We start from the raw sequence: 14,013 nt of genomic DNA on the forward strand, positions 1-14,013 counted from the left end.
TGCTTATTTTTTATCAGCGACAATAATTTCTGCCACCCGGAGTAGCTTTGAACTAATGTCCAGTTTGTCTGCTTTGACGGCATCAAGATTAATCTGAAGTTGGATCTTGTTGTTTTTAGTGTAAAACCTGATCATTCCTCCCCGCTGTAAAAAGTTCGACGCATCACTTACCATGAGCATGTTTCTGCCTTTTAATTTTGGGAGAATATCGTCCCCGTTATTTATTGCTGTTTTATTGATGAAGAGTACATGGCACATTTCTATATCGTCTGAATTTTTATAATATTTAACTATCATTGGATGCCCATTCACTTTTTCGCCCGATACAAGATATTCCAGGTAAGAACCAAAGGGATTATCTCCTAAAACCCCTATGATAAATGGTGACTCTCCCGAACTAAAAGAGGCGTGGGGCCACTCAACAAACTGGGCGAAGTTGAAAAGAAAAGCTGCTTTTACCTGGTATTCATGGGTGACAGGTATTTGGGCAGGTAAAAGCGAGCGGTACGCAAGTATCGCTATGAATAGAATCTGTCGTATTATTTTTTTCAGAACCGGCATTTAAGTCTTGCGTAAATACTTCTTGGTATTTTTGACGTGCTATTTTCTCTATGATATTCTTCCAATAAATTTTGCCCGATAACAGAAATTTCGAATGCCTTTATTTGCCATCCTAACCGAACGTCAAAAGTAAAATATGCCGGGACAGCCGGAATGGTGGCTGATACTTCCGGAAGTTCGTCCGTATAACGGGCAACCAGGTCCAGCTGTATGCCTTTGCGGAAATCCAGAATAGATTGAAGCATAAAGATGTTTTTTGGGTCTACGCTTTCGAATGCAACGCTTATCGGCAAAACTTTTTTGTTTGTAGGGTAAATAGTCCTGTCAAAATAGGTATAACCACCGCGTAATTGCCACCATCCCGTTGCCTGGAATATACCTGAAAACTCAAATCCCCACGATTCAGCCTGCTGGCTGTTTCTTAATACAATAGGAGGACTTGCCGCTGAATCCAAACTGCGGAGATCGCTGTAGATATTGTAAAAAGTAGCAAAGGAAAAAGATAATTGTTCTATAGGGAGGATGCGATAGCCTAATTCATAAGCAATAACTTTTTCGGATTTGAATTTTATGTCGGTTACAGTAATATCCGCATCAAACCTCGTAGGTGTACGTACTGAGCGTGAAACGGACGTCCATACGGTGTTGTTTTCATTGGGAGTCCACCCTATGCGGGTACAGGGCTGAAATTCAAATCCTGTAAAAACATTGTGAAGGAATTTACTGCCAATGGTCAGCTTTAATAACCCGGGGGCAACTGTAATTTCGTCTTGCACAAATCCACTATAGAGCGGCATATCCTTATTAAGGGGAATAAAAGTCCGGGCAGTTTGATCCTGCTGCAGCCGGTACCCAATACCATAAAGAACACTTTGCCTGCTACCGATAGCAAAACGATGCTGAATGTCTATATTATAAGTATTGAGGTTATAAAAGAACGGTAGGGTTGAAGAAGGTGTTTTTCGATACGTACGGTCATAATAGGCCTGTATTTTTAAATTTGATTTATCAGAAAAAAGGTGTGTGAAACTGGCCAGCACATTTTGTCCATCCGTTAATGTATATTTAACCAGGCTATCATTGTTTTCTTCTCCGCCATACAAATCGCTTTGTAAGGTGATAGTATTTTTTTCAGATGGATAATAATCCATTCGAAATCCTCCCTGTATCATATTCCATCTGTCTTTAGCACTTTTCCCATTTCTTAGCGTTGTGCTGCCCTGCTTAAAATGTTGCGCGTATATTCTGAAATAAAGATTTGAATCCCTCCTGCTGCGTCCGCCCTGACGAATTCCGCCATAATCATTTAATAATGAACCGGCAGCGCCTGATAGATATAATCCCTGGGTTTCTTTCGCACTTTTTGTTAAAACATTAATAACTCCATTCACTGCATTTGCTCCCCAAAGGGTTCCCCCCGGTCCGCTCACTACTTCAATTCTGTCTATATCTTCCATCAGTGTGTTTTGCACGTCCCAGTATACTCCGCCAAAAAGAGGGTTATAAACTAAGCGGCCATCTATCATCACCAGGAGTTTATTGGCCAATATGCCGCCTGATGAAGGGAGGCCGTTAAATCCGCGCGCGGTGATGGCCCAATCGTGGGAGTTTGTTTGTCCTATTTGAAGGTTTGAAACTAATCGTAGTGCTTCGGGAAGACGTATTACACCTGAGCGCTGTATGTTTTTTCCGGTAATAACCTGTATAGCCGATGCTGTTTCTGTTAGTTTTTCGGGGCGCATTGAAACGGATGTTACTTCAATATCCATAAGTTCTTCCAAACTTAATTTTTTCAACCTGGAGGAAGATAAAATACTGTCCTGCGAAAAGATAGCGTTAGATACTATTAGCAGGATAATAGCTAAGAATATTGAATAAAAAGACCAGTAAGCCCTTTTATTCTTATACTCAGTTTTATTGACAATGTTATCATCTGAAGATCTATCAATGACAACTAACTGATCCTGTAGGTACATACCTTATATTTAAGTTTTTCCGTTATACTTTTTTTATAGTGGATGTAAATTGGGGAAAAAGGTAGATTTACTTTAGTTGCGTATAGCTTTTTTTCGATGAAGATGATTTTATCGCAGCCGAAAACTATAATAAAGGCAGTTTAAATAATCATGGAAAGCATATATATTTAGAATCTATCTCAAAAATTACTTCTCAACCAAAAAAAGTGCGTTTGATCGAAATAAGCCCTGAATTCTTTTTCTTGTCTTGTAATTTATCAGTTTCGCAAATGAGCGGATTTTCACTTGTATTATTTATCCCTGATAAAACACCTTCTTTTATGATCTTTGGAGCTTGATTACTTTACGTGGATAAATAAGTGAGTAGTTCTTTAAAATTATCGAGTGCTATTCTATTCCAAACAATTTTGACTCGTTTTTTGTTTTACCATTTTGATAATTCCTTAAGGGAATCTTTATGAGAAACAAAAGCACCATTTTCAATTCGGGAAACAGCCTCGTTGATTTTCTTGTTATATTGTTTTCGCGAAATTCGTTTTATTTCTTTTCGTTGCGGCATAAAGCTTTTCCACAACTCAAAAGTTTTATTGTTGGCTAAGCTCATTTTAATTCGTTTTGCCCAATAGTTTCTTTTCGGCTAGATTTTGACCGGCGGTTCCATGAAAAATCATGCACTCATAATCGGTTGAAGTATGCTTACCCGGTTTCCTTCTGTATCAAAAAATGAAACATACTGTCCGATTCCCGGAATTTCCATAGGCTCTCCAAGTACTTTACCCCCGGCTGCGGAAACTTTTTAATATGTTCTTTAATGTCATCAACCGCTATTACCACCGAAGGATACTGAGCTGGTTGATTCGCTTCCTTTGGATAAAAACCTCCGTTAATAGCACCTGGAACTGTCGGCCTGCCATTTTTATTGGCTTCGGTTGTGGAAACAACTACATAGTTTCCCATCTCTTTGCCCATAGACTGGGTATGCCAGCCAAATACATTTGTGTAAAAATCACTCATTCGTTTTGTGTCTTCTGCGGGTATTTCAAAATGTACTACTGGGTTCATTTTTTTATGGTATTAATTTTTTAGGGTTTTACAAGCAAGGGTGAATGGGTAAGGGTATTTGTTTTTGAGGCATAGTTTTTAAATTATTTCTTCTTTTTACCCTTACTCTTTCTCACTTCTTTTAATACTTTTTTATTTTCTCCATCCAGCTTACGTTGTACCTTTTTCACATCATCGGCTACGGGTAAGTTTTCCGGTTGAATTCCTCTTTGTAAAAGCATTTTTCTTACAGCAGTACTATTATCAACATGTTCCTTTTCAATTGGAGTGTAACCTTTCAGGTCTTTATTTTGTACGTTCAGACTGGTCATTTCAGCAGCAAGATCTTTAGCTTTAATACCTATCGTGGGGAGAAAATCAGCTATAGGCCTGTTATCGGGCATACCCATTTTTCTTTTTAATTGTGATGTTGATAATCTGAAAAGAGCTTGATCGCCTTTTGAACGGATAATCGCAAACCCCTGGTTATCCACTCCACGTTCATAAAGAACTCCGGAGAGTTGTTTTTCTGTTTGGCTGAGTTTTTCACGTGCCTTAACACGTTCAAATTCCAGCATTCTTTGTTCAACTATTTCTGCACGACGGGTTTGAACAGCAAAGTAGTTTTGTGCAAAAGCAATTTCGGGTTTCCGGCTGTCACCATTTTGAGCGACGAGGTAACATCCATAACGTGTAAGCGCAATATCTTCAATGTTTCTCTCCGCTTCCGAACCTATTTCGACCATTTTCCTGACGTCAGGAAAATGGTTGGAGATTTCTTCACCGGCATGTTTACAGGATTCTTTCGCTTTATTAATTACTTTTTCAAAGTTCTCCCATTTACTATAACCCAATAATTGTTGAAGCTCTCGTCCACTCCAGCACTCTATACCTTCAATTTCCAATGCTGCGGATTCAAATTGTGCAAAAAGTTGTTGTATTTCTTCGGTTTTCATTTTTTCTATTTTTTATGGTTCATCAATTGAAATAACTCCATCGCTAAAGAATAGTAGGTGGGGGACGGGTAAGGGGGATGTGTTTTTTGGCATAATGGAAGTTATATATTTTGTTCCATTTACTTGGTAATAAAAGTGTATTCCAAAACAAAAGCCATCCGCAACTGCAGGATGGCTTTTGTTACCTAAACAACAATTTAATTATTCGTTATATCCGTATTTTCCGAGTTTTTAGCGGCTTTGCTATCCGTTTCAACTTCGGTGATATAATCTTTCAGCAACTTCTTGGTATTCTTGGTTTTGAAGAAACTCATCGGCTGGTAATTGATGTCCTTGTCTTTTCCGCGCACCAGCATGTGCAGGAACCAATGGTCTTCGGTATATGTACCGAAAGGTTTTGGTGTCATTGTCAGGAGCTGATAACCGAAATGCTCTGCTATTTGAGGGAACAGCCCGAAATTGGTATCATCGATGTTGGAAAGCTCCTCGATGATGATGAACTTAACACCCGGACGATCTTTTTCACGCTGAATAACTGACAAACGGCCTATACACAACAGTGCAAGCGCAGTGTAAGCCTGTCCGCCGGAGCCTGAGTATTTATTGCCTTTATCGTCAAACAGACCTACTTTAAGTTCGAAATAATATTTCGGGTTGAGGAGGTCTTCCAACTCACAGTTACGTGCCTGGCTGAATGCCTGCGCGATGCTGATGATCAACGCATCCGGTGAGCTGTCGTTGGTGTTAATGCCTTGTATGTCGCTGAACAGGTCGGCACCAAAGCGTTGTACTTTGGCACGCTCGCGCATTTTCGATATCCAGTCGATGCTGATGTCTTTGCGGTCGTTGAAGTCGATTCGGAACGAGTACCCGTGGCTGATCTTGTTCTCCTGGAAGAAGAAGTTCAGTTCAGTCACCAAACGGCGCAGGTTGGTGTATTGTTTCTCCACCTGCGAGAATACATTGATGATGATGGCTACCTGAAGGTCGCCGAATTTCTTGATCTCTTCGTTGAGTTTAACAAGCTCAGGGGCCATGCCTTCCAGGGCCAGTTTGCCGCAAAGTATGCGCACAAGGGTATGGAAGTTAAAGCGGTCGTTCTCAAGTTCAGGGTTTTTCTGATCTTGCTTTCAGCTAACAGGTCTTCGAACTTAAATTCGGTTTCTGTTTCAAGCGCTTTACGTTTCTCTTCAAATATTTTGGCGAGTTTGTCAATTTCAACGCTCAGTTGTTTCTTGCGTTCTTTCGCGCTTTCAATAATCCCTTCATTCGAAATAATATTACGCTCGGCATTCTCTTTGCTTTCAATTAACAGCTCGATTTGGTTCCAGGTTTCGCTTTTGCGCGTTTTCAGGTCTTCAATACTTCTGTCAGCAAGAGTGGCCTCCAGGTCTTTGTTAGACTTTTTCGCGCTTTTGTAATTGCCGTCTAAGTAAGAAATATAGGTGATAAGGTCTTTGTTCACCACATCCAGGTCAATGCGTAATTCCGTCTGGCGCTTGGTCAGTGAAGTAGCTTCATCGTTAGCCGACTTGTATTGTTCAGAAAGCGTATCGAATTTTTCAAGACTGCTGATGTTGTTCTCAATAAGCGGAACAATAGTTTCGTTCAACGCCTCATCAAATTCAAAGTTTTCAATTTCCTTGCGGTTATTATAGGCTTCAAGAGCTTCGGTATTAAATCCGATTTCGGTTAACTCGCGGTTAAGCGTGGTAATGGTTTCAAATTCAGTCTGTGCTTCTAAAATCTGCGATTTCAAATCAGTGCTGTCTTTTTGAATGGATGATTTGAGCGATTTGGCATTGTCGAATTTTTGCTTGGTAACAAAAGGAACAAACTCACGCAGTTCGCCCATAACCAACCAAACACCTTCTTTGGTCTCTTCAAAGCTGTTCATCAGTTTACCCGCATTGGTGGTGTAAACAGAGCCGGCTTCATTCTTTTTAGGTTTGCTGAGCATGATGTCTTTTAAGTGCATCAGCACAGTTTCCTGTCCTATTGTTAAAGCTTTCTTTTGATCAATTGCCCAATGTAAAAAGGTATCGGCGCCGGTGTCGCTTTGGTAAATGTCTAACAGGTTTTTGAGCGAAGCAATGGTTTGTGGAAGCTCGATGAGCTTTTGTTGGTAGGTCTCGTACGCTTCAGTATAGTTCTTTACCCATTCTGATTTTTCAAACGCTTCAAAACTTGAAATGCTTTTCAACGCGTCCAGCTTTTTCTTTTGTTCACGGATGCGTGCCTGGTCGGCCAGCTTTTTCTGGATCGCTTTAACGTTTTTATATTTCTTGAAAACAGGAGCGATACTTTCCAACTGGCTCACAAGCCCCCAAAGCTTGTTGGCTTCCATACGCCTGATATCAATCTTCTCATCTGTCAGGGTTGGCAGTTCATTTTCGAGTTTGTCTTTTAAAATATTTGTGGTCGCGATGATCTCCTGGTGCAGGCGGAGGATTGATTCGGCCTGCATTCTCACTTCATTCTCACTTTTCTTATAGCTGGTTAAAGCCGTATTCAGGCGGACCTCATTGTCTTCCGTGATATTTTGAGCGTCTAAATAAGTCAGTGAAGCAACAACCGCATCCGCTTTCAGGTAATCGATCTTGCTGGTTGAAAAGCGTTCAAAAAGCACCTGCAGCGAAGTGAGTTTTGTTTGTTTCACTTCCAATTCGTCAATAAGCCGGCGGTTCTTGTTGTACTGGCGTATATAGCTTACCAGCTGATCTTTTTGTTCTTCAAAAATTTGTTTGATGATATCGTTGTCTTCAAACAAAAAATTCTGGAGGCTGCGGGAGTTATTGATATCAAGAGTTTTCGCACGCGCGAATGATTGTAAGATCTTCGCGTAGGTTTTCAGGTTGTTCTCTTTTGTCAGGTCGATGGGCACGAGTTGATTTTTGTACAACATCTCATAATACAGCTGGATCTCATCGTGGTTAACGAAATCTTTCAAATGAACATCATACTTATGCAATAGCTGATCCTTAATTTGTTTCAGATCGAGAACCTGTTTTGCTTCATTTATGAAATCGGTTGCCTTTAAAGGTTTGCTGAAAGAGATCAGTGTTTTACTTTCAAAATCATCACCTTTTTGCACAATGAAAGGACGTACAGGCAAGCGTGAGTTTTTCGGTATATAGGCACCAATGGTAATGAAGTGCCCCTGGTAGCGCTCAATGTTTATAAAAGTGTAGGCATGGGTAACATAGTCTTTATTAAGCGGTATACCTTCAATACGGCGGTCGTTTTTGCCAACGCCTTCGGTACCGGGTTTCCACATGTCGCGCTTGGGAACAAAAATAAGCTGCATTAAGTCAGCAATGATGGATTTACCCAATCCGTTGTCACCGGTAAAGTCGGTGCGGGTGTGGTGAAGCAGGTAATCCGCATTGTTATGCTGGCGCACGCCAACTGTTGACAGCGAATAGATCCGGGGGTACTTGTTGTTCATTTCCATTGATATAGTATTTCTATAATTTACTTATACGGTTTACGATCTGTTAAAGAACTTGTTCGTGAATATATTCACTCATCAATTCAACATTTGCGATTTCATTCGCATATAATTTTCCGATGCGCTCAATGGATGGCATGATCTCAAAATGAATATTTGTAGGGTCTATCCATTGTATCCATCCCAATTTGTCAAAAAGGTTAAGTGTGTGTTCGGCTCTGCGTTTTACTTCTTCTTTTTCGTGAGGAGTGTAATTGCGTTTCACTTCACCATAAAGCAGCTTTTGCCATAACTCACGGCTTTCGCTTTCGTCAAAAAGCTGCTCCAGGTTTTCCCATTTCATCTCTTTCTTTTCGAACATACGTTCCTTATAAACATTCAGGAGAAGGATGCCGAATATAACATGGCGGGGATCAAGTTCTTTGTAGCGGTCTTTTACAAAACGGCCATGACCATCTTCGGGGAAATCAAGATAAAAGTATTCATCGCGGTCATTGTTTTCTTTGCGCAGATATACGCCGAATAACTGCTCATAATATTTCGCGAGATCTTCATAATTGTCGTACAAATAGTCGAACAATTTTGAGTCAGCGCCATACTGTTGTATGTGGCGGCCTTGTTTCAACGTAAAGTCGGTTTCGGCAAAGTATTTTACCGCCGCTTCGCGTGTTAAGAATTCGAAGTTTGAATTTTCATTTTCCATAGTGCCAGGTCTTCTTTAGGGTAAAAAGGTTTTGTTTTATCAATTACAAATTCAATGTCTTTGTTTTTTCCATACCGCTGGATAAGTCCGAAACAAACGTCTATCGGAACTTCGAGATTTTTCTCTTTTGCATAAATATTTTTGAACCAATCGTCAAACAGGATAGACTTACCTGCCATGAGGTCTTTGTTAATACTTTCAAGCCACATGGAAATACTTTCCTGGCGGGCGAGCAGGTTGTAGTTTTGTTGTTCTTTCACTTTCAGGTATTCCGCATCGACAAGAAAGTCAGGTACATCCGCAGGTTCCACATTCGCGAAGTCGAGTTTAGGTATTTGTGGCAAGCGTGAACGATGATAAGGTATGCGTTTAGCCTGCATTGGTTCAGGTAATTTAAGATCTCCGTTCTCATCAGCTTTGGTGCCGCGTAACATGAACATAAGCAGTTTTTCCATTTTCAGTTTATACAGCTGCTTATACTGGAGTGTATCGTAAAGGGCTTTGAGGCGGCTAACTGACAGTTGAATGCGATCGTTGATAGAAAGCATGCGGTTATCAATGTTCTCAAAGAAACGCTCAATTTCCGAACGTATGCGGGTGTATTTTTCCCAAGCATCTTTTTTATCAAGAAAATTTACTTCAGCGGCTTTAATGCTGTCGAAAATATTTTGTTTGAAGGTAAGCGTCTGCGTTAATCCTTCTGACTGGCGGCCAAGCTCTTCGAAAATATTAATGAAACTGGTGATGAGTCCTTTTGTGTTCTCAATATTATTCTTCATCAACTGGCGAAGCGCGATGGTGCGGTCGTCAACCATACGTTGCAGATTTTCGGTATGTGAAAGCACCACTCTCCTGGAGGGTTGGTAGTGATTCAGGTACCAGTATTCGAATGTTTGTATGGACTTAAGGTCTTCGTCAACAAGCTGCAGGGTGCGTTTAAATGTGTGGATCAGTTCGATGTTCTCAAACTCAGGCTGGATTTCCTGAAGCATGATCCGAACCAGGTCGGTAGCGAAAACAGTAAGCTGGTAGCGGTATTCATTGCCGCGTTTAAGTGTTGTGTAAAAGTACTGGCTTAATTTTTTAGAGATATTCTCCGCTTGTATTTGCTTGTCCCGTGATATCGCTTCACTCACTTCGGCAACAGCCTGTTCAAAATCATGTTGTGTGAAGGCTTCATCGATCTCGTTGTTTTGTATTTTCCTGTACAACGCGACAAGTATGAGTATCGGCTCCTGGCTTTGAGGTATTAAGGCCTCATAATGGGTCGAAACACTGCGTAAAAGGGTGTCTTGCATAAAGTTACAAATTTACGCCTGCCTGACGGTAGGCAGGATTTAACAGTTCATTTCGGAACTGAACAAAAGTGCGAAAACACTGATACTTTGGTAGTTTTTCAGATACCGTACTTATCAGCAAGATATTAACAGAATTGGAATTTTGTGGATAAGGTGTTGATAACAATAGGTTCCGGGTTTAACGTTCCGGGTTCAAAGTTCAAGGTTCAATGTTCTGGGTTCAGAGTTCAAGGTTGGTGGGTTAGCAGTATTGTTAATTGAGGTTAAACCTTGAACTTTGAACCCGGAACTTTGAACTTTTTTATAAATACTCTAAACTCCTTGGCCCGTGGTTAAACAGCAGGTCGACAATACTCAGATTCGGTATAAAACCATGCCTGGTATCAAACACCTGGGAGTATTTTTTCATAATGAAAGTTTGATCAAGACTTAAATCTGTTTTGGGAGAAATAATATTTCTATAGTCGTTTACGTTTGGATATGTTTTTTCATAATCAGAAGTGAACCGGTATTTAACATTTATTTTGAGTAATGAATTGATGAACATCATCAACTCCATATTAAGGTCAATTAAAAACTCGTGTTTTTTTTCTTTATAAAAAGGAGCAAGATCATCTTCGTAATATTCAAAATAGGGAGAGCGTCTATAGGCTGCTTCCATCGATCGCCAGTGCATCATTTGCCAGGGATCATTGTAACAGATACGAATGTCTTTTGTAATCGTTCTTTCGGTTCGGTTTTTTAAAGGAACAGTTAATATCTGTTTTCCATTCGGACTGTATACATAAGCGCGATTGCGATAGGTTTGTTTTGGAAAGTGTTCGAAATGCTCAATGGTAACTTCCGGGCAAGCAATAAGCTTTGAATAATATTGAACAGGAGGGAGGTAGGCCGTTGGTAATAATGACATGTTACTTACTGGTATAGTTTTTACCTTTTACTTTCTTCGCGCCTTTGCCGGCAAATTTTGCCACAAGCCTTAAAGAATGAAAAGTGTGTTTATTCGATCTTCGTAAACCATCGGCTCCACCTGCTTCCGCCGGTACTTCCTTTATTCATCGAAAATAAAATACAGGTCGCTTTTCCGACAATATGATTCTCCGGTACAAAACCCCAGAAGCGTGAATCGGCAGAGTTGTGACGGTTATCACCCATCATAAAATAATAATTCATTTTAAAGCAGTAGCGTGCCGCGTATTTGTCATTAATGAAAATGGAATCGTTGCGTACCTCCAGTTTATTGTTTTCGTAAACACTTATAATACGGCGGTATAATGGCAAAACGGTTATCCCTATATTAACAGAATCGCCTTTGCGCGGTATCGCAACAGGTCCGAACCAATCAACGTTCCATTTTATTTTTTCATCGTTTGGAAAAATGAAATCGGAAAAACTTCCCTGCTTTTCACAGAACATTTCCACAACAGAAATAGCGGACATGTTTTTAAGTTTCTCCGCTTTCCTGCGGGTCAGACTAAATGAGTAATCGCCATTCTTCGATATTTTACCTCCCTCGGTAATATCAAGGGAATCAAGCAACAGCTGGCTAAGGCCACCTTTGTTGGTTTTAATATGGTAATTATACTGGAGATTTTCAGGTTCTGCAATTAATGTGTCATTTATATAAACTGCACTTTTTCGTATTTCAAGTGTGTCGCCTGGCAAGGCTATACATCGTTTTATAAAGTGTGTGCGTTGATCAACAGGATGTTCATCTTCGTCAGGGTAATTAAAAACTACCACGTCGTTGTGTTTGATCTCCGAAAGACCCGGAATACGGAAATACGGCAATTGTATCCAGTCGAGATAGGATCGCATGCCTGTTGTAAAGGGATAGGTCTGATGAGTAAAGGGGAAAGTAAGTGGTGTTATTGGAATGCGCGGACCGTAATCCAGTTTATTAATTATAATAAAGTCGCCCGGCTGGAGAGTTTTTTCCATGGATGGGGTAGGGATGGTAAAAGCTTCAAAGAGGAAGGCCCGAAGCAAAATGACAACAATAAGCGCGAGCAAAACAGCGCTGATCCATTCACGTAAATGACTTTTGTGTTTTTTCAAACCATCAGGGTATTAAGTTTTTCTTAACCTTATAACGCCCAACAGGTGTAGGGATCTGACAATATAATAACCCGGATCGAACTCAAACCATTTTCTTGCAAAGTTAGGACTGTTTGGACTTTTATGGTGGTTGTTCTGGAAAAGTTCGCCCATCATTAAAAAATCGACCGGTAACGTGTTTTTACTGCGATCCTTATTGTCATAATTCTCATAGCCGTATTTATGGCCACACCAGTTTACAATGGCACCGTGTATTGGTCCCATAAAAAAATGAACAGGCAGTAATAAAAACACCCATCCCGTAGCCGCAGAAATAAAATGTAAATAAAAAGCAATGTATGCTCCGGCAAAAGTGATACGCGTTACCCACATATCACTTACCTTATCCATAAATGGCCACAAAGGGTAACGGTCTTTGAATTCAGGTTCGGGTTGGAGTTTGTTGAGCACATATTGACGGTAAATGTCTTTTGTTCGGAGCATCAATCCCCATACATCCTTTATAAAGTATGGTGAGTGAGGATCTTTTTCAGTATCGCTGTACGCATGGTGCATACGGTGTATAATAGCATAGGCCCGCGGATTCAAAAACGATGAACCCTGTGTGATAAATGTAAAAAAGTAGAAAAACCGCTCCCAGCCCTTCGTCATGCTGAACATTTTGTGTGAACAGTACCTGTGCAGGAAAAATGTTTGAGAAAAGAGCGACAAGAACCAATGCGCAACAAAGAAAATAAGAATAGTTTTCACCCGTGCTTATTTTTGGTTTTCAATTGTCAGGTGGAATAGTCATAATATTCATTTCTGCTTGTCACGCCTTTTGGCGCGATGACTATTTTATACCTGAATTCAAAAATACATAATCAAAGAAGGGGAACTTTAAATAGTTGTTAAATTTTTTTACACGTTGATCTACCCCTGTTTTTTGTTGTCTGTTGTTAATTGCCAGCCCTTTTAGCGATCACCAATCACCTTCCTCTTACCACTTTCCCGTTTCCTATTCTCCCATCTCCTGACTTCCAACTTCCTGCCTCCCTCTCCTGACTCCTTTTTACTATATTTGACCTCTGACAAAACACAATTAAAATGGATTATAACAAGCTTAAAAAACGTCCTTCTTTTCCGATAGAAACGATCGCGGTGGCCATTGCTTTTTCACCGCGTTTAGATGGCTTACTCTCTGAAGCCAATCGCCTGCGTAATTACCTTGGAGCAGCTATGATATTGATACATGTGGGTGAAAAAACAGCGGACAAGGAAGAGGCATTGGATAAGAGCATGAAAACTGCAGGTATCGATCAGGGAAATTGCCGCATCATCTGGATGGATGGAGATCCGGTAGAGACGATCTTAAATGTTTGTAAGTTAAATATTGTGGACCTGTTGGTACTTGGAGCTATACAAAAAGAGAATCTGTTTAAGTTTTACCTGGGTTCTGTGGCCCGTTCCATCAGCAGAAAGGCAAAAACCTCTGTCTTTCTTATTACAGAGCCCAAAGTCGAATCGCATAAGGTGAAAAAAATTATTGTAAATGGCGTTGATAATCCAAAGACTATTCACACGATTAATACTTCACTCTATATTGCTAAACACCTTGGTGCAAAGGAGGTAACAATAGTAACCGAAGTTCACAACCCCGCATTAACTATGACGATGGCCGATAGCAGCACCGCTCCTGAGGCCAGTAAAATTAAAAAGGATATAACGGAAGAGCAGGCCTCCAGGTTGCATCCGATCATTGAAGAGAGTCATAAACAATACCCGGATATTAAGATCAAAGAAAAGATTGTTCAGGGAAGGCCGGGTTATGCTATAAGCAGTTATGCTAAAAGTAAAAATGCGGATCTGTTGGTCATTAATTCGCCCGATATTCATCTGAACCTGCTCGATCGGATATTTACACATGATATCGAGTACGTTTTGCAAAACCTTCCGTGCAATGTGCTGATTGTTCACTCGCGCTTATAAA

At 40.3% G+C, this 14,013-nt stretch carries 11 protein-coding genes and 1 pseudogene; 1 reads left to right on the forward strand and 11 read right to left on the reverse strand.

Features of this window, described 5'->3' with window-relative positions; all coding sequences use genetic code 11:
• Positions 1–3: 3 nt before the first annotated feature.
• The 11 genes and pseudogenes from HYU69_10175 to HYU69_10225 form a co-directional block, all read right to left on the reverse strand.
• Positions 4–561: a YfiR family protein gene (locus HYU69_10175; protein ID MBI2270705.1), complete on the reverse strand. Its 558-nt coding sequence runs from the start codon at positions 559–561 to the stop codon at positions 4–6.
• The gene (locus HYU69_10180) at positions 549–2,537 is read right to left on the reverse strand and encodes a TonB-dependent receptor (GenBank protein ID MBI2270706.1); all 1,989 of its coding nucleotides are present in this window, start codon (positions 2,535–2,537) and stop codon (positions 549–551) included. The genes HYU69_10175 and HYU69_10180 overlap by 13 nt, the downstream gene beginning before the upstream one ends.
• Before the next feature lie 667 nt (positions 2,538–3,204).
• Positions 3,205–3,599: pseudogene (locus tag HYU69_10185) on the reverse strand (VOC family protein).
• Positions 3,600–3,682: 83 nt separating this feature from the next.
• Positions 3,683–4,534, reverse strand: coding sequence for a DNA damage-inducible protein D (gene dinD, locus HYU69_10190; GenBank protein MBI2270707.1), 852 nt, complete (start codon positions 4,532–4,534; stop codon positions 3,683–3,685).
• Between the two features lie 197 nt (positions 4,535–4,731).
• Positions 4,732–5,571: a hypothetical protein gene (locus HYU69_10195; GenBank protein MBI2270708.1), complete on the reverse strand. Its 840-nt coding sequence runs from the start codon at positions 5,569–5,571 to the stop codon at positions 4,732–4,734.
• Positions 5,511–7,982, reverse strand: a complete 2,472-nt coding sequence (locus tag HYU69_10200; protein ID MBI2270709.1) for a hypothetical protein — start codon at positions 7,980–7,982, stop codon at positions 5,511–5,513. Before HYU69_10200 ends, HYU69_10195 begins: the two co-directional genes overlap by 61 nt.
• 49 nt (positions 7,983–8,031) lie before the next feature.
• Complete coding sequence (locus tag HYU69_10205; protein ID MBI2270710.1) at positions 8,032–8,688, reverse strand: hypothetical protein; 657 nt, start codon at positions 8,686–8,688, stop codon at positions 8,032–8,034.
• Complete coding sequence (locus tag HYU69_10210) at positions 8,655–9,986, reverse strand: hypothetical protein (protein ID MBI2270711.1); 1,332 nt, start codon at positions 9,984–9,986, stop codon at positions 8,655–8,657. The genes HYU69_10205 and HYU69_10210 overlap by 34 nt, the downstream gene beginning before the upstream one ends.
• A gap of 301 nt (positions 9,987–10,287) precedes the next feature.
• Complete coding sequence (locus HYU69_10215) at positions 10,288–10,896, reverse strand: WbqC family protein (GenBank protein ID MBI2270712.1); 609 nt, start codon at positions 10,894–10,896, stop codon at positions 10,288–10,290.
• Between the two features lie 89 nt (positions 10,897–10,985).
• Positions 10,986–12,044 (reverse strand): signal peptidase I, encoded by a 1,059-nt coding sequence (gene lepB, locus HYU69_10220; protein MBI2270713.1) that lies wholly within the window; start codon positions 12,042–12,044, stop codon positions 10,986–10,988.
• 12 nt (positions 12,045–12,056) lie between these two features.
• Complete coding sequence (locus HYU69_10225; protein ID MBI2270714.1) at positions 12,057–12,794, reverse strand: acyl-CoA desaturase; 738 nt, start codon at positions 12,792–12,794, stop codon at positions 12,057–12,059.
• Between the two features lie 336 nt (positions 12,795–13,130).
• On the opposite strand from HYU69_10225, the gene HYU69_10230 reads away from it, so the two are divergent.
• Positions 13,131–14,012, forward strand: coding sequence for a universal stress protein (locus HYU69_10230; protein MBI2270715.1), 882 nt, complete (start codon positions 13,131–13,133; stop codon positions 14,010–14,012).
• Position 14,013 lies beyond the last annotated feature (1 nt).

The organism is Bacteroidota bacterium, from assembly GCA_016183775.1.
Classification (GTDB): domain Bacteria; phylum Bacteroidota; class Bacteroidia; order JABDFU01; family JABDFU01; genus JABDFU01.